Raw genomic sequence first — 16,522 nt, forward strand, 5'->3', positions numbered from 1 at the left:
CGAGTCGGACAGGTTGCGGTGCAGGGTACTGCGTCCGGGTCCGGGCGGGATGGGGAACTGACGTCGGGGCCGTGCCGTGTGCGTGAAGTTCCGCTTCGTACGCGCCCGTTCGCGCCCGTACGGGGTGGGGGCGGAACGCGGGGGCGGGCCGCCGCCGACGGCCGGTGTCACGTTTCGGCGGGCCGCTCCGTCATGTCGGCGCAAGCACCCGACCAGCACGGAGGAATCCCCATGGACGCCCGTTTGGACATGTTCGGCAGCCCGGCCGCGAGCAAGGTCTGGAAGCACGTCGTCGCGGCGAACAACGCGCTGCGGGACTCGCCGCTGCCGCACACCACGCAGGAGCTGGTGAAGATCCGCGCCAGCCAGATCAACGGCTGCGGCTTCTGCCTCGACATGCACGTCAAGGACGCGCTGCACGCCGGGGAGACGCCGGAGCGCCTGCACATGGTCGCCGCCTGGCGCGAGGCCACCTGCTTCACCGAGGCCGAACGCGCCGCCCTGGAGGTCGCGGAGCAGGGCACCCGGATCGCCGACGGCGCGGGCGGCGTCACGGACGAGGCGTGGGCGGCCGCTGCCGCGCACCACGACGAGGAGCAACTGGCCGCGCTCGTCGCGGTGATCGCCGTCATCAACACCTTCAACCGGGGCAACGTCATGCTCCGGCAGCCCGCCGGGGACTACCAGCCGGGGCAGCGCTTCTGACGGCCCGCCCGGCGCGTACGTTCACCCGCGTCCGCGCCGGGCCCACCCCGGCGTCCACACGTCGTCGTCCGCCGACCGGCCCGGGTACGCGGCGGCGAGGTGGGCGCGGAGCGCGGCGAGGGCCGGGTGGGCGTTGTCCGCGCGCCACAGCAGCGAGTGCGGGTAGACCGGCGTCGGGCCGTGCAGCGGGACGCGCCGCAGGTCGTGCCCGGCGGGCCAGACCAGCGGGGTGCGCTCGCTGACGACGGTGGCGAGCGTCGCGGAGGCGGCGATGGTGTCGAGCAGCGGCTCGATGCCGAAGTCCGGGCCGATCGCGTCGACGGTGCAGCCGAACGTGGCGGCGAACTCGTCGTAGTACGCCGCCCATTCGGTCCCCGGAGCGTTGCCCGGCATCCAGATGCGGCGCCCGGCGAGCCGCGCGGGCGCGACCGACGCGGCGCGCGCGAACTCGTGCGACGGCCCCGTGAACAGCTGGAGTTGCTCGTCCAGGACCGGCATCGTGCAGATCTCCGGGGGGAGTTGCCGGCCGGGCATCGTCACGGCGCGGAACGTCGCGTCGATCGTGCCGGACCGTACGGCGTCGACGGCGGTGTCCGAGTCGAAGAGGGTCACCACGTCGAGCGGCACGTCCGGGTGCGCGGCGTGGAAGCCGCGCAGCAGGCCCGCCACCGAGAGGCGGCGGCCGATCACGTCGACGCGCAGCGGGCGGCTGCCCGGCCGTACGGAGGCCGCCGCCCGCTCCTCCGCCGCCAGCAGCGCGCGGGCGTGGGGCAGGAACGCCTGCCCGTCGATGGTGAGTTCGGCGCCGCGCGCCGTACGGCTGAACAGCCGCACGGCCAGCTCCCGTTCGAGCAGCGCGACCCGTTTGGAGACGGCCTGCGGGGTGATCGCCAAGATGGCGGCGGCTTCCTGGAACTGTCCCGCGTCGGCGGCGGCGACGAAGGTGCGTACGGCGGTGAGGTCCACGCCCGCCATCCTAGGGAGACAACGGATCGTTGCCTCTCCTGGTCGAAATCACTGTGTGATCCCGGTACGGGTCGCTGGAACCGAGGTCTCCGGTCAACCACCCGATGCGTGGCCGTCACCGAGCGGCGCCACCCCTCCCCGCCGCCCGTACGGCCCGGGTGGACGCGACGACGCTCGCGTCGGACGCCAAGGGCGCGTTCGGCGCGGAGCGCTGGGCGGGGAGCGGGAGTCGAGGCGTACGGCGCGGGCCTCGGCGGGGTGGCGTACGGGCCTCAGTGGTCCCAGGTGATCGTGCCGTGCTCGTCCATCACCGGGTGCGTCCGCGACGGCTCGGAGACGTCCGTGTCCGACGGGCGCGGCCCCTCGGGACCGTCCGGGCCGAGCCGCACCAGGCTCTGCGTGCGGACGATGCGGAAGCAGCGGCCCCGTACCCGCAGCGTGTCCTCCTGGTGGGCGGACCGGTAGCGCGCGGCGGCCCGCGCGTAGTCCGCGGTCTCGGCGGGGTCGTAGTGGTGGATACGCGGCCAGAACTCCTCCATCGCCGTCGCCAGGCTCCGCCGCGCGTCGTGCGGCGTGGGCTGCGGCCCCACCAGCGGCTCCCAGCTGTCCGGCTTCTCCTCCACCGCCGTGAACGTCGCGGGCAGCAGCGTCACGCCCGGGTGCGTCGCCAACGCGCGGGCGGAGTCCCGGCGTACGTCGCGGGGGTAGCGCTCGGCGGTGTAGCACAGCCGGGCCAGCGCCTTGCGCTCCAGCAGCTCCATGCCCGCCGCGGGCTGCCGGGGGTCGATGACGTGGCCGGTGACGCGGGACGGCGTACGCCGCCTCCGTGGCGCCCAGTCGGGCACGGCCGGTTCGGGGTCGGTGGGGCGCGGCGGCTCCATGCCGCCGGGGCCGAGGCGGGCGAACTCGTCGCCGCGCAGCACCCGGTAGCGCACCCCGCCCGCCGTCACCTCGTCGACCGGTTCGGTCTCCAACCGGGCCACGGCGTCGAGGAGTTCGCGGCGCGTGCCGGGCGAGTCGGCGTCGTCCTTCGCCTTGAACCAGAGGTGCGAGTTGAGGCCGTCCCGCGCGTCCTGCGGATAGCCGTCGGACATGGTGCACAGCAGCCGCCAGCCCGAACTCCCCGCCGCCTGCTGGGCGTAGCCGAAGACGGGCCCGCGCAGCACCACGTACGGGTAGCGGTGGCGCCGGTCCCACGCGTCGGCGTCCCTGACCCGCGCGACGGGGTCGTCCTCCTGCCCGGTGTGCGGGTTCGGCGGTCCCGGTGGCACTTCGTGGTCAGGCATACACGCATTGTCCGCACGGGAACGGCGCCGTGTCAGGTGGTTGCGCCGGATCGTGCGCCGCGCGGCCGTTTTCGGCCGGTCCCCGCCCCGGCTCCGTACGGCCCGGGTGGCACGCGGGCGCGCGGGACGTGCGCCGACGGCACGCGTACGGGCGCCCGGGGTGCGGAAAGGCGCGTACCGGCGCGGCGCAGCGGGCACACCCCGCGTACGACGCGAAGCGGGAGGAGCCCGAAGTGTCCCTCTACATCTGCTCGTTGATCTACGACGAGGACAGCAACGGACGGCAGCGGATACCCGACGACGACGCGTACCACGTGGTGCGCTTCCCGTACGGCACGCACGAGTCGTCCGACGTCCACAACATGCACCCGTTCACCCAGCCGGACGGGAAGACCAGCAGCTACCCGGACGCCCGCTCCGGGCTGATCTGGCCCGCGGCCGAGGGGTGGGGCGTCCTGGACGCGATGGTGCAGTGGGAGGCCGGGCCGTACACGGAGCTGCGGGACCAGTTCGTGCGGGACCCGCTGTCGCTGACGGAGTCCCCGCTGGACACGACCGCCACGGACCACCGGCGGCCGTCGCCGGGGATGCAGTGCTTCACCAAGCAGCACTCGCTGTTCGTGCACCCCTCGACCCCGCTCGCGCTGCGCGTGGCCCACAACGCGGGCCGGTCGCTGCGCCTGGTGCACGCCCAGTTCAAACTGGCCGTCCACACGGACGTGCACCAGGGGTGACGCCACGGGCGGCACGGACGGCACGGACGGCACGGGGGGCCGGGGGCCCGGGTGACCGGCCCGCCGGGCCGCCGCCGCCGCGTCCGCCGGGTGGGCGTCAGCCGTCCAGGTCGACCGCCAGCGGCTTGCCCCAACCGTCCGCGAAGAACGTCTCGGCCAGCGGCCGCCGGGCGCGTGCCGCCGTCTCGCGGTCCCGCAGGTCGTCCGGCAGCAGGTCGGCCTCGGCCAGTACGCCCACGGCGGTGACGGAGAGCGGCCGGGCGCCCGCCGGGACGCCCAGGCCGGTCCGCAGCGCCTCCGCGTCGAAGCCGCCCATCTGGTGCGCGTGCAGCCCCAACGCGTGCGCCTGCACGGAGAGTTGGGCGACGGCGAGGCCGGTGTCGTAGGCGGAGCCGTGGTGCGGCTCGCCGCCGTCCGGGAGTTCGGCGGCGACGGCCGCGATCAGCGCCGAACTGGTGCCCGCCCAGAGCTGGTTACCGGGTACGAGCGCCTCGAAGATCCGCTTGTACGTGGTGTCGCCACGGCGGCCGACGAGGAAGCGCCACGGCTGCGTGTTCCGGGCGGACGGCGCCCAACGGGCCGCCTCCAGCAGCGCGACGAGCTGCTCGTCACCCAGCTCGTGGGCGGCGTCGAACGAACGCGGGCTCCAGCGCTCGGCGAGCAGCGGGTGGACGGCCACGGACGTGTCGGCGGTACGAGGGGACATCAGGTGCCTCTTTCGGGTGCGGGTGTTCACGGTGGGGGTGCGCGCGGCGCGGGTGGCCGCGCACCGGAGTGCCGGGAGTCCGGGCCCGGGACCGGAGCCGGGCCGCGGGTGGCCGCGCGGCGACGATGACGGCGGCGGGCGCCCGCCGGGACGGCGGGCGGGGCGGGACGGCGGACGGCGTCCGGGGCGCGGTGTCAGCTTCCGGCGGGACAGGCCGTGGTGGTCACACGCACGTAGTCGACGTGGCGGCGGATCACGAGCACGGTCATACCGCCAGCAAAGCACAGCCGCCACGCGCCCGGCCAACGGCCCCGGCCCGTACCGGCAGCCACGGGGACGGCGCGCGCCCGGCCCGCGCACGGCACGTGCCCGGCGCACCCGGACGCCCCATGTGTCCTGTTTCACGCGGTTCTCCGTTGCGGGCACGGGTCCTCGCGTTGCGTGCGCTTTGCGGTCTCGTCATCGCCGTGTGCAGCCCTTGAGCGACGCTGCGGAGTCGGCAAGCATCCTCGTACCGGCACCGGAGCGCACCGCGAGGCGCCCCCGGGCCGGGGGCCCGGCCGACCACCGGGCCCGCCACCGTACGGCCGACGCGACCGGTCGACGGCACCACCCCACCCCCGAGGAGCCTTGCCATGTCCGCACCCAGGAGATCCCGTACCCGTCTGCTCGCCGCCGCGATAACCGGCGCCGTCACGCTCACCGCCGGGCTGACCGTCTCGGCCGCCCCCGCCGGAGCCGCGCCCGCCGAGGGCACGGTGCTCGGCGCGCACGCCGCCGGAGCGGTCGACGGCTCGTACGTGGTGCTGCTGCACGACACGTTCGCCAAGCCCGAGAAGCGGGACCTCGCCGCCGAGTACGGCGGCGCGCTGAACCGCGACTTCGCCTCCATCGACGGCTTCTCCACCAGGGGCCTCAGCGCGGCCGAGGCCCGGCGGCTGGCCGCCGACCCGGCCGTGGACAAGGTCGTGCAGAGCAGGACGTTCACCGTGACGGAGACCCAGACCGACCCGCCGTCGTGGGGTCTCGACCGCGTCGACCAGCCGGATCTGCCGCTGGACGGCTCGTTCACGTACCCGGACGGCGCGGGCGAGGGCGTCACCGCGTACGTCATCGACACCGGTGTCCGCATCAGCCACGAGGACTTCGGCGGTCGCGCCTCGTACGGCTTCGACGCCGTGGACGGCGACGAGGAGGCCGACGACGGGCACGGCCACGGCACGCACGTGGCGGGCACGCTGGCGGGCGCGGCGCACGGCGTGGCGAAGAAGGCGGAGGTCGTCGGCGTCCGCGTGCTGAACGACCAGGGCTCCGGCACCACCGAGCAGGTCGTGGCGGGCATCGACTGGGTGACCGAGCACCACGACGGCCCGTCCGTCGCAAACCTCAGCCTCGGCGGCGGCGCGGACGAGGCGATCGACACGGCCGTACGGGAGGCCGTCGCGTCGGGTGTCACCGTGGCCGTGGCGGCGGGCAACTCCAGCGCGGACGCGAGCGGTTACTCCCCGGCCCGGGTCGAGGAGGCGCTGACCGTGGCGGCGAGCGACGACGCCGACGCGCAGGCGTACTTCTCCAACTACGGCTCCGTCGTGGACCTCTACGCGCCGGGCGTGGACATCGTCTCCGCCTCGAACGCCGCCGACGACGCGACGACCACGTACTCCGGCACCTCCCAGGCCACCCCGCACGTCGCGGGCGCCGCGGCCGTCTACCTCACCGCGCACCCCGACGCCGCACCGGCGGACGTGGCGACCGCGCTGGGTGACGCGGCGGCGGCCGACCGGATCGGCGACCCGGGCGAGGGCACCCCGAACAAGCTGCTCCAGATCACCGAGTGAGCGGCGCGGGTCCGCTCCCCGCACCGGGGCGGACCCGCACCCCACCGGGCCGGTCGTGGCGTACGCCGCGGCCGGTCCGCGCGCGTGACCACGGCCGCCGCCCGCGTGCCGGAAAGCCCCGACGCCCGTATGGCGACACACTCCGTCCCACATCACGAGACACCGTTGTGTCGAACAGCCGCCTCGTACAAGCTTCTGGGCATGCCGCACACCCGCCTCCCCCAGCACACCGCCTTCCGGCTGGTGCTGCTCGGCGTGGACGCGCACGCGGTGTCCGACATCCACTGTCGCTGACCGCCGGGTTCCCCGGGGCGTTCCGCCCGGACCCGGACTCCGACCCAGGCACTTCCGCGTGCCGTCGGTGCGGTCCCGCACGTTCAGCCACGTTCAGCGCTCTTCGCGGCTGCCTTCCGACGGCACTTCCCGCTGTGAAAGGCGTCCCTCTCCCATGCGCGTACTCCCGCGTGACCGCAGACCCGCCCTCCCGCGCGCCGCCGCCACGGCGTCCGTCACCCTCGCCCTGCTCGGCGGCGCCGTCGCCTGCGCCGGTCCGCAGGACGACGGTTCGGGCGGCGGCGACGGCAAGCCCGCCGAGGGCGGCACCCTGACCGTCCTCAACTCCGACGCGCAGTCGGACTTCGACCCCGCCCGGCTCTACACCTCCGGCGGCGGCAACGTCCCCTCGCTCGTCTTCCGCACCCTCACCACCCGCAACCGCGCCGACGGCGCGAAGGGCACCGAGGTCGTGCCCGACCTGGCCACCGGCCTGGGCAAGCCCAGCGAGGGCGCGAAGGTGTGGACGTACGAGCTCAAGCCCGGCCTGAAGTACGAGGACGGCTCCCCGATCACCTCCGCCGACGTGAAGTACGGCGTGGAGCGCAGCTTCGCGGCCGAACTGTCCGGCGGCCCGCCGTACCTGCGGGACTGGCTCATCGGCGGCGACCGCTACGAGGGCCCGTTCGGCAAGGGGAAGAAGGAGCTGGACTCCATCGAGACCCCCGACGACCGCACGATCGTCTTCCGGCTGAAGAAGGGCGTGGGCGACTTCCCGTACGTGGCGACGCAGACGCAGTTCGCGCCCGTACCGAAGGCGAAGGACACCGGCACCGACTACGAGAAGCACCCGCTGTCGTCCGGCCCGTACCGCGTCGTGAAGAACACCAACGACGGCGAACGCCTCCAACTCGCCCGCAACAAGCACTGGTCGGCGAAGACCGACAGCGAGCGCAAGGCGTACCCGGACACCGTGGACGTACGTTCCGGGCTGGACCCGGCGGTCATCAACCAGCGCCTGTCGACGAGTTCGTCCGCCGACGCGAAGGCCGTCACCACCGACACCAACCTCGGCCCGGCCGAACTCGCGCGCGTCGGCAGCGACAAGGAGCTGAAGGAGCGCGTCGGCGTCGGCCACTTCGGCTACACCAACTACCTCGCGTTCAACCCCGACGTGAAGCCGTTCGACGACCCGGCCGTGCGCAAGGCCGTCGCGTACGCGATCGACCGCGCCAGCGTCGTCAACGCGGTCGGCGGCTCGTCGCTCGCGGAACCCGCGACGACGTTCCTGCCGAACCAGAAGGCGTTCGGGTACACCCCGTACGACCACTTCCCGGCGGGCCGCGGCGGCGACCCGGACAAGGCCAGGGAGGTGCTGGCGAAGGCGGGCCACCGGAACGGGATCACGCTGACGCTCACCCACTCCACCGAGGACGGCGAGACCGGGCCGAAGATCGCGGCGGCCGTGCAGCAGTCCCTGAAGAAGGCGGGCATCCGGGTCCGGCTGGAGGGGCTGGAGAACAACGCGTACGACGAGAAGCGCTGGGACGCGGAGGACGCCCCCGGCCTCTACCTCTCGCGCTGGGGCGCGGACTGGCCCGCCGGGTACCCGTTCCTGGCACCGATCTTCGACGGACGCCAGATAGTCGCGAACGGCGCCAACTTCAACCACGCCAAGCTCGACGACCCGGCCGTGAACAAGGAGTTCGACGACGTCCAGCAGCTCACCGACCTGGACGCGGCCGCGAAGCGGTGGGGCGCGCTGGACAGCCGGATCGGTGAACAGGCCCTGTCCGTACCGCTGTTCCACCCCGTGTACCAGCGGCTCGTCGGCAAGGACGTGAAGAACGTCGTCATCAGCGACTGGACCGGAGTCCTGGACGTGTCGCAGGTGGCGGTCAGGTAATGGCGGTACGGCAGGAGACAGCGGTGCGGGACTCGGTGACCCCGCTCGGGGCCACCGGCCCGGCGCCCGGGCCCGGGGGCGTGTGGCGGCGGCTGCGTACGCGGCCCGCCGCCCTCGCCTCCGGCGGGGTGCTGGCCGTGCTCGTGGCGGCGGCCCTCGCCGCGCCGCTGCTCACGGCGCTGGCCGGGCAGGACCCGTACGCGTACCACGGCGACCTCGTCGACTCGGCGCGCGGCGGCGCCCCGCACGGCGCGTTCGGCGGCGCGAGCGGCGCGCACTGGCTCGGCGTCGAACCGGGCACGGGGCGCGACCTGTTCGCGCTGCTGCTGCACGGCGCCCGGGTGTCGCTGCTCGTGGCCGCCGGGGCGACGCTGCTCCAGGTCGTCGTCGGGCTGGCCGTCGGCCTCACCGCGGCCCTCGGCGGCCGGTGGGCGGACCGGCTCCTCAGCCGCGTCACCGACGTGATGGTGGCGCTGCCGATGCTGGTGCTGGCCATCGCGCTGACCACCGTCGTACCCGGCGACTTCCCCCGCCCGCTGCTGCTGGTCCTGGTGATGGGTCTGCTCGGCTGGGGCGGCGTGTCCCGCGTCGTACGGGCCCGGACGATGGCCCTGCGCGGCCTCGACTTCGTCGCCGCCGCCCGCCTCGGCGGCTCCGGACGGCTACGGGTCGCCCGCCGCGAACTGCTGCCGTCGCTGGCGGCGCCGGTCCTCACGTACGCCGCGATCCTGCTGCCGTCGAACATCGTGCTGGAGGCGTCCCTGTCCTTCCTCGGCATCGGCGTGAAACCGCCGACGCCGTCCTGGGGTCAGCTGCTGTCGACGGCCACGACCTGGTACCGGGCCGATCCCGCGTACGTGCTGCTGCCGTCCGGGCTGCTCTTCGTGACCGTGCTGGCGTTCACGGTGCTCGGTGACGCCGTACGCGCCGCGCTCGACCCGCGCGAGGCGAGCCGCCTGCGGGTGGGGACGCGCGGGGAGCGCGCTGAACGGCCCCTGGAAGGCGGGGAGTCGGTGCACGTCGGCACACGACTCGCCGGGAGCGGCGCGAAGTCGGCGGACACCGGCACGCGACTCCCCCGTACCGGTGCGGAGTCGCCGGTGCCGCACGAGGAGAAGGCCCCGTGAACGCTCTGTTGTCCGGCGCGCGCTTCACCGCGAAGCGCCTGGTCGGCGCCGCGCTGGTGCTGCTGGTGCTGTCCGTCGCCCTCTACTCCCTCTTCTACCTCCTCCCCGGCGACCCCGCCCGGCTCGCCTGCGGCGAGCGCTGCGACCCGTCGCAGGTCGCGCAGGTACGCGAACGGCTGGGCCTGGACGAGCCGGTGCACGCGCAGTACGCGCACTTCCTCCAGGGCCTGTTCACCGGGCGGGACTACTCGGCGGGCACCTCCGTACGGCACTGCGCCGCGCCCTGCCTCGGCCTGTCCCACCAGAACGACCAGCCGGTCAGCACCCTCATCGTCGAGGGCTTCCCGGCGACGCTGTCGCTGGCGGTCGGCGCGATGACGCTGTGCCTGCTGCTCGGCGTCGGCACCGGGCTGCTGTCCGCGCTGCGCCGCGGCGGGATCACCGAGCGCGTACTGACCGTGCTGACCCTCGCCGGCACCGGCACCCCGGTGTTCCTGCTCGGGCTGCTCCTGCTGATGGTGGTGTGCGCGTACCTCCGCTGGCTGCCCTTCCCGTCGTACGTGCCGCTGGCCGAGGACCCCGAGCAGTGGGCCTGGAACATGCTGCTGCCCTGGCTGACCCTCGGCCTCTTCGAGAGCGCCAAGTACGCCCGCCTCACCCGCGCTTCGACCCTGGAGGTGCTGGCCGAGGACCACATCCGCACGTTCCGCGCGTACGGCGTCGGGGAACGCGCCGTCGTCGCCCGGCACGCGCTGCGCGGCGCGCTGCCCCCGGTGATCGCCCTCGGCGCGCTGGACCTCGGCACGATGCTGGGCGGGGCGATGATCACCGAGTCGCTGTTCGGGCTGCCCGGTCTGGGGCGGCTGCTCATCGGGAGCGTCCGCGACGTGGACCTGCCGGTGGTGGTCGGTGTCGTGCTGGTCATCGGCACGGCCGTCGTCGTCGCCAACGCCGTCGCGGACGTCCTGCACGCGCTCGCCGACCGAAGGGTGCTCCCCTCATGACACCGCGGACCGCACCGGGCACCGACGCACCGGGCACCGACGCGCCGGACACCGACGCCGAGCCGGGCGCCGTACCCGAGGCGGGCGCCGTACCGCCCGCGTCCGGCGCGCTCGTCCAAGTCGACGGACTGACCGTGGACTTCCCCGTCGGCGGCGGCACCGTACGGGCCGTGGACGGCCTCTCGTTCCGGCTGGAGGCGGGCGGCGCGCTCGGCATCGTCGGGGAGTCCGGCTCGGGCAAGAGCACCGTCGCGCAGGCCCTGTTGGGGCTGCACCGGGGCACGGGCGCCCGGCTCGGCGGCACCGTACGGGTCGACGGTACGGACGTGGGGGCCGCGTCCGTACGGGAGTTGCGCGCCCTGCGCGGCGCGACCGCCGCCATGGTGTTCCAGGACCCGCTGTCCTCCCTCGACCCGTACCTGGCCGTCGGCGCGCAGATCGCGGAGGTGCAGCGCGCGCACGACCCCCGGCTGTCGCGGCGCGCGGCGCGGCGACGCGCCGTGGCCGTGCTGGACCGGGTCGGCGTCCCCGACGCGGCACGGCGCGCGCGGTCCCGGCCGCACGAGTTCAGCGGCGGGCAGCGGCAGCGGGTGCTCATCGCGATGGCGCTGGCCTGCGCGCCGCGCGTGATCGTCGCGGACGAGCCGACGACGGCGCTGGACGTGACGGTGCAGGCGCAGATCCTCGACCTGCTGCACGAGGTGCGCACGGAGACCGGTACGGGCCTGCTGCTCGTCTCGCACGACCTCGGCGTCGTCGCGGGCAGCGTGGACGACATGCTGGTGATGCGGCACGGGCGCGTGGTCGAACGCGGCCCCGTCGCCCGCGTGTTGGGCGCTCCCGCCGAGCCGTACACCCGCGAGCTGCTCGCCGCCGTCCCCCGCGTGGAGACCCCGCGGAGGCGACCGCCGGACCTTCGGAAGCGGGCCGGTGCCGGAACGGGCGGGACGCGGGCGGACGGCCCGCTGCTCGAAGCCGTGGGCGTACGGCGGGAGTTCGGGCGCGGCCGGGACCGTACGGTCGCCGTGGACGACGTCTCGCTGACCGTCGCGGCGGGCGAAACGTTGGGCGTCGTGGGCGAGTCGGGCAGCGGGAAGACCACCCTCGGCCGGATGCTCGTACGCCTCCTCGCCCCGACCCGGGGCACTGTCCGCTACGACGGGCGCGCGCTCACCGGCGTACGCGGCGACGTGCAGATGGTCTTCCAGGACCCGGTCTCGTCCCTCAACCCGCGCCGCAGCGTGGGCGAGTCCGTCGCCGACCCGCTGCGCGCCGCAGGAACCCTCACGGACGCGGAAGTCACCCGGCGCGTACGGGAGTTGCTGGAGCGCGTCGGCCTCGACCCGGACGCGTACCACCGCTACCCGCACGAGTTCAGCGGCGGCCAGCGGCAGCGCGTGGGCATCGCCCGCGCCCTCGCGCCCGAGCCGCGACTGATCGTCTGCGACGAGCCGGTGTCCGCGCTGGACGTCACCACGCAGGCCCAGATCCTGGAGCTGTTGGCGCGGCTCCAGGGGGAGTTGGGGCTGGCACTGGTGCTGATCGCGCACGATCTGGCGGTCGTGCGGCAGGTCAGCGACCGGGTCGCGGTGATGCGCCGGGGCGTGGTCGTGGAGGAGGGGCCGGTGGACACGGTGTACGACGCGCCGCGCGACCCGTACACCCGCGCGCTGCTCGCCGCCGTCCCCGTGCTCGACCCCGTCGAGGCGGCGGCGCGACGCGCGGCCCGCCGGGGCGCGACGGCCGAACACGCCCCCGGCTGAGAGGAGTTGGAGGAAGGACCGGCCGCCTCAGTCGAGCAGGATGGCGCGCAGGTTCGGCGTCAGGTGCCGGACCAGCTCCTGCTCGGACATGGTGGCCAGCGGTCCGCTGCGGAGCACGTACCGCGCGAACGTCACGCCGATCAGGTACGCGCCCGACGAGCTGACGCGCCGGTCGACGTCCGGCCCCGGGATCACCTGCCGGTACATCTCCAGGGCCTCGTCCTGCATCGCGGCGAACAGCCGCTTGGCGGCCTCCTCCTCCGAGGCCGCCGCGCGGATCAGCGCGACGAAGGGGTCGCCGCTCCCGCTCTCGGACATGCGCCGGACGTACGACTGCGCCACGCGCTTCGGCAGCGACCCGAGGTCGCCCGCCACCTCGGCCATCAGGTTCCGCGAGCCGGGGACGGCCGCCACGAACAGCTGCTCCTTCGACCCGAAGTGCCGGATCACCAGGCCGTGCGTCACACCCGCGCGGCGGGCGACCTCCCGGATCGTCGTCTTCGCGAAGCCCCGTTCCGCGAAGGCGGCGCGGGCGGCCTCCAGGATCGCGAACCTCCGTACCTCCGGCTCCCGCGTCCGCTTCCCGACCGGTCGGGCCGACCCGTTCCCGTCCTCGGCGTGCCCCGGCTTCGACTGCGCTGCGTCCATGCCGCCAGTGTACGGATGGTCACCGAAACCGCTTCCGGAACCCCCCGCACCCGTACGTCCGGCTGGAACCCTCCGCGCACCCCGGAACGCTTTCGGATCACTCGAAACCCTTGCCCCGTGGGTCACTTGGCCGCCGAAGCCTTAGTGACCAACTGGACACGAAGGGAGCGGGGTCGTACGGTAATAAGTATCCAAGTGGTCACCAAGAGGGGCGGCGGCGCACCGCCGTCCCCCCGTGGAAAGGACTCCCCATGGCACCCGAACCCCTCACCCCGGCCGACACCACCGTGGTCCTCGTCGACTACGCCGTGGGCTTCGCGAACCTCCTCGGCTCCCACGACCTGGCGCAGCACGTCAACAACGTCGTGGGTCTCGCCAAGACCGCGAAGTGGTACGGCAGCGGCCTGGTCGTCACCAACGGCGAGTCGACCAAGCCGTCCGGCCCGCTCTACCCCGAACTCCTCGACGTCCTCGGAGACCACCCGGTCATCGAGCGGGCGGTCGACTTCGACTCCTTCCGCGACGAGCGGTTCGCCGCGGCGGTCCGCGCCGAGGGCCGGGAGAACCTGGTGATCGGCGGCATCGCCACGGACGGCTGCGTCCTCCAGACCGCGCTCGGCGGAATGCGCGCCGGATACCGCGTCCACGTCGTCGTCGACGCCTCCGCCAGCCTCTCCACCGAGGCGCACGACGCGGCCGTCCAGCGCCTGACACTGGCCGGGGCCGTCCCGGTCACCTGGTTCTCGCTGGCCGCCGAGTTCCAGCTCGACCCGCGGTTCCACGACGCTCCCCACCGACTGCGGCTGATGCGGGAGAACGTTCCCGCCATGGCCATGAGCGCCAGGTCGTTCGGCAACGCGCACGACCTGGGCAGGAAGGCCGGGCAGGCCGCCTGACGCGCCGCACACCCCGGAGCGACGGGACCCCGGGGGAACGGGCCTCCGAAAGCACGGACCCCCGGGAGAACGGGGTCAGCCCGCGAGGTCCAACCACTCCCCCACGGCGAGTTCGCGGGCGCGCCGCCCCGCGTGCGTACGGAACTCCCCCGCCGGGTCGGCGACCTCCACGTAGCCCGGGATCTTCTCCCGCTGCTGCGGCTCGTAGTGGATCGGCACGGCGTACCGCGCGTCGAGTATCTCCGCCGCCGCTGCCGCCTGCGCCGGGTCCATCGCGGCGGGCAGCGGGCTCGGCGGCTGGAGGTGCGGGGCGTCCACCACGGCGCCGTTCGCGGGCAGGAACACCGCGTCGAACGGGCTGAAGCGGCGGGCCACGAGCCACCAGTAGCCGTGGAACATCGTGTCGCCGCCGTGGAAGACGCGCAGCCCCTCGGCCTCCACGACCCAGTTCAGCTGCGGGTCGCCGAGCCCGTCCACGGAGGGGACGGCGGTGACGCGGAACGGGCCGAGGTCGCGGGTCGCCCAGGTGTCCACCGTCTCGGCGGCCAGCCGGTGCCGGGTCAGCTCGCCCTCGGCCAGCAACGTCGTCTGGTTGTCCACGTCGTCGCCGTGACCGCGCGCGGGCCGCAGCACCGGCGCCCCCGACGCCAGCACGTCCGCGAGCGCGCCCGCGTCGGTGTGGTCCCGGTGCAGGTGCGTGACGAGCGCGGCCGTCGCCGTACCGCTCGGCTCCACCACCCAGTCGCCCGGCTTCCACGCCGTGAACAGCGGCGACAGGTCCCGCACGTAGTCGACCACCAGCCGCTCACCGCCCGCCACGACCTCCAGCCCGGCCCAACCCAACCGTCGTACCCGCATGTCGTACTCCCTCATTCCGTTCCGCCTCGTCCCGGCCCCGCCGCCACGCGTCCTGGTGGCGGCGACGGGGACCGACTGCGGCGAAATTAGCGTACGACCGTTCGTTAAGCAATAGCGTACGTCCGTACGCTATCCTCGCCCCATGTCACCACGACGCTCAGCGGCCGAAGCACAGGCCACCCGGGGGCGCATCCTCGACCGCGCCGCCGAGATCGCCTCCGAGGAGGGGCTCGACGGCATCACCATCGGCCGACTCGCGGAGGAACTGGAGATGAGCAAGTCCGGGGTGCACAAGCACTTCGGCACCAAGGAGACGTTGCAGATCTCCACGCTGGACAAGGCGTTCGTCGACTTCTGGCACCGCGTCGTCGAACCCGCCCTCGCCGAACCCCCGGGCCTGCGGCGGTTGCGCGCCGTCAGCGACCGCTCCGTCGACTACCTGGAGACGCCGCTCCTGCCCGGCGGCTGCCTGATGACGGCGGCACTCAGCGAGTACGACAGCCGCCCCGGCCGCGTACGCGACGCGGTCGCGGAAGTGTGGTCACGCTGGCGGGGCCAGCTCCGCGCGGACCTCACGGCAGCCGTCGACAACGGCGAACTGCCCGACGAATTCGACGTCGACCAGGCTCTGTTCGAGATCCTCGCCGCCGGACTCGCCCTCAACGCGGCCATGCAACTCCAGCACGACCACACGGCCGCCCCCCGCGCCCGCCGCGCCATCACCCGCGCCCTGACCCAGCCCTGAGGGGGCGGACACCCCCGTGTGGGTGGCCACCGATCCCGGCTTGGACGGAGTGACCGGACGGTTCTTCGTGGCACGCGAGGCGGTCTCCACCCCGAGCCACACACTGTCGCCCGAACGCTGCGAGGCCCTCTGGGAGCGCAGCGCGAAGCTGGTCGGCATGGAGCCCTGATCGACCGCGCCGGTGCGGGAGGCCCCACCGGCCGCCGGCCGACCGGGACCTCCCGTACGGCGTGCGCCGACGGCGGCGCGTCACCGGGTCGTCGTGGGTTGATCGGCGCGGGTGGGCCGCGCACGATGTGGTCATGCGGATACTCATGCCCCTGCCCGACCACGACTTCGACGTCACCGAGGTGGCCGTCCCGTGGAAGATGCTGACCGAGGCGGGCCACGAGGTGGTCGTGGCGACGGAGCGGCGCGGGACCGTTCCCGCCGCCGATCCGAAGCTGCTGGACGGGGTCCTGTTCGGGAAGCTGGGGGCGGAGCCGGAGCCCCGGGAGTTCTACCGGCGGCTGGTGGCCGACCCGGGTTTCCGTGGGGCGGTGGCCTGGGCGGACGTGGTGCCGGAGGAGTACGACGGGCTGCTGCTGGCCGGTGGGCACGCGCCGCGGATGCGGCAGTACTTGGGGTCGGAGGTGCTCCAGCGGAAGGCGGCGGCGTTCTGGCGGTTGGCACGGCCCGTCGCGGCCATCTGCCACGGCCCGCTGGTGCTGGCCCGCGCGCAGGACCCGGAGACCGGCCGCAGCCTGCTGCACGGGCGCCGCACGACGTGCCTGCCGCGGTATCTGGAGCGCTCCGCCCACCTGTTGACCGCGTGGCGCCTCGGCCGTTACTACCGTACGTACCCCGTGTACGTGGAGGACGAGATCACCGCCGCCCTCGCCTCGCCCGCCGACTTCCGGCGCGGCCCGCGCACCGTGTCGCGGCGGGGCACCGCCACCGACCACAGTCCGGCGTACGTGGTCGAGGACGGCACCTACCTCTCCGCCCGCTGGCCCGGCGACGCGTACCTGTTCGCCGAACGCTTCCTGGCCCTGCTGGAACGCGCCCCGCGCGCCTGACCCGCAGCG

At 74.1% G+C, this 16,522-nt stretch carries 16 protein-coding genes; 11 read left to right on the top strand and 5 right to left on the bottom strand.

Annotated features, from left to right (window positions below):
• Window positions 1-231 precede the first annotated feature (231 nt).
• Window positions 232-705, top strand: a complete 474-nt coding sequence (locus tag D7M15_RS08285) for a carboxymuconolactone decarboxylase family protein (RefSeq protein ID WP_121516899.1) — start codon at window positions 232-234, stop codon at window positions 703-705.
• A 21-nt stretch (window positions 706-726) separates the two neighbouring features.
• Here the strand turns inward: D7M15_RS08285 and D7M15_RS08290 are convergent, their stop codons facing one another.
• Together D7M15_RS08290 and D7M15_RS08295 are read right to left on the bottom strand one after the other, a co-directional pair.
• Window positions 727-1,671 carry a LysR family transcriptional regulator gene (locus D7M15_RS08290; RefSeq protein WP_165906216.1) on the bottom strand — a complete coding sequence of 315 codons (945 nt, stop codon included), beginning with the start codon at window positions 1,669-1,671 and terminating at the stop codon, window positions 727-729.
• Window positions 1,672-1,943: 272 nt separating this feature from the next.
• A complete protein-coding gene (locus D7M15_RS08295; RefSeq protein WP_121516901.1) occupies window positions 1,944-2,957 on the bottom strand; it encodes a DUF5954 family protein in 1,014 nt (337 codons plus the stop codon).
• A 233-nt stretch (window positions 2,958-3,190) separates the two neighbouring features.
• Between D7M15_RS08295 and D7M15_RS08300 the strand changes: the two genes are divergently transcribed.
• Window positions 3,191-3,691, top strand: a complete 501-nt coding sequence (locus D7M15_RS08300; protein ID WP_121520435.1) for a hypothetical protein — start codon at window positions 3,191-3,193, stop codon at window positions 3,689-3,691.
• Between the two features lie 97 nt (window positions 3,692-3,788).
• On the opposite strand, the gene D7M15_RS08305 is transcribed toward D7M15_RS08300, so the two are convergent.
• The gene (locus D7M15_RS08305; RefSeq protein WP_121516902.1) at window positions 3,789-4,397 is read right to left on the bottom strand and encodes a nitroreductase family protein; all 609 of its coding nucleotides are present in this window, start codon (window positions 4,395-4,397) and stop codon (window positions 3,789-3,791) included.
• 635 nt (window positions 4,398-5,032) lie between these two features.
• On the opposite strand from D7M15_RS08305, the gene D7M15_RS08310 reads away from it, so the two are divergent.
• From D7M15_RS08310 to D7M15_RS08330, 5 genes are all read left to right on the top strand, one after another.
• Entirely contained in the window at window positions 5,033-6,235 is a 1,203-nt protein-coding gene (locus D7M15_RS08310) for a S8 family peptidase (RefSeq protein WP_121516903.1), read from the top strand.
• 448 nt (window positions 6,236-6,683) lie between these two features.
• Window positions 6,684-8,414 (top strand): ABC transporter substrate-binding protein, encoded by a 1,731-nt coding sequence (locus D7M15_RS08315; protein WP_165906217.1) that lies wholly within the window; start codon window positions 6,684-6,686, stop codon window positions 8,412-8,414.
• Window positions 8,414-9,541, top strand: a complete 1,128-nt coding sequence (locus D7M15_RS08320) for an ABC transporter permease (protein ID WP_121516904.1) — start codon at window positions 8,414-8,416, stop codon at window positions 9,539-9,541. Before D7M15_RS08315 ends, D7M15_RS08320 begins: the two co-directional genes overlap by 1 nt.
• A 5-nt stretch (window positions 9,542-9,546) precedes the next feature.
• Window positions 9,547-10,545: an ABC transporter permease gene (locus D7M15_RS08325; protein ID WP_240649600.1), complete on the top strand. Its 999-nt coding sequence runs from the start codon at window positions 9,547-9,549 to the stop codon at window positions 10,543-10,545.
• Window positions 10,542-12,308 (top strand): ABC transporter ATP-binding protein, encoded by a 1,767-nt coding sequence (locus D7M15_RS08330; protein WP_121516905.1) that lies wholly within the window; start codon window positions 10,542-10,544, stop codon window positions 12,306-12,308. The genes D7M15_RS08325 and D7M15_RS08330 overlap by 4 nt, the downstream gene beginning before the upstream one ends.
• Window positions 12,309-12,335: 27 nt before the next feature.
• Here the strand turns inward: D7M15_RS08330 and D7M15_RS08335 are convergent, their stop codons facing one another.
• The gene (locus D7M15_RS08335) at window positions 12,336-12,956 is read right to left on the bottom strand and encodes a TetR family transcriptional regulator (RefSeq protein ID WP_121516906.1); all 621 of its coding nucleotides are present in this window, start codon (window positions 12,954-12,956) and stop codon (window positions 12,336-12,338) included.
• Window positions 12,957-13,207: 251 nt separating this feature from the next.
• On the opposite strand from D7M15_RS08335, the gene D7M15_RS08340 reads away from it, so the two are divergent.
• Window positions 13,208-13,852, top strand: coding sequence for an isochorismatase family protein (locus D7M15_RS08340; protein ID WP_121516907.1), 645 nt, complete (start codon window positions 13,208-13,210; stop codon window positions 13,850-13,852).
• Window positions 13,853-13,927: 75 nt separating this feature from the next.
• Here the strand turns inward: D7M15_RS08340 and D7M15_RS08345 are convergent, their stop codons facing one another.
• On the bottom strand, window positions 13,928-14,710 hold the full coding sequence (locus D7M15_RS08345) for an MBL fold metallo-hydrolase (RefSeq protein WP_121520441.1): 783 nt from the start codon (window positions 14,708-14,710) through the stop codon (window positions 13,928-13,930).
• A gap of 142 nt (window positions 14,711-14,852) precedes the next feature.
• Between D7M15_RS08345 and D7M15_RS08350 the strand changes: the two genes are divergently transcribed.
• The 3 genes from D7M15_RS08350 to D7M15_RS08355 all read left to right on the top strand — a co-directional run bounded on the left by D7M15_RS08350 (window position 14,853) and on the right by D7M15_RS08355 (window position 16,513).
• Window positions 14,853-15,455: a TetR/AcrR family transcriptional regulator gene (locus tag D7M15_RS08350; RefSeq protein ID WP_121516908.1), complete on the top strand. Its 603-nt coding sequence runs from the start codon at window positions 14,853-14,855 to the stop codon at window positions 15,453-15,455.
• Between the two features lie 40 nt (window positions 15,456-15,495).
• Window positions 15,496-15,624, top strand: a complete 129-nt coding sequence (locus D7M15_RS29370; protein WP_276314441.1) for a hypothetical protein — start codon at window positions 15,496-15,498, stop codon at window positions 15,622-15,624.
• Between the two features lie 133 nt (window positions 15,625-15,757).
• The gene (locus D7M15_RS08355; RefSeq protein WP_121516909.1) at window positions 15,758-16,513 is read left to right on the top strand and encodes a type 1 glutamine amidotransferase domain-containing protein; all 756 of its coding nucleotides are present in this window, start codon (window positions 15,758-15,760) and stop codon (window positions 16,511-16,513) included.
• Window positions 16,514-16,522 lie beyond the last annotated feature (9 nt).

This window comes from Streptomyces sp. Z26 (genome assembly GCF_003665095.1).
GTDB classification, from domain to species: Bacteria; Actinomycetota; Actinomycetes; order Streptomycetales; family Streptomycetaceae; genus Streptomyces; species Streptomyces phytohabitans.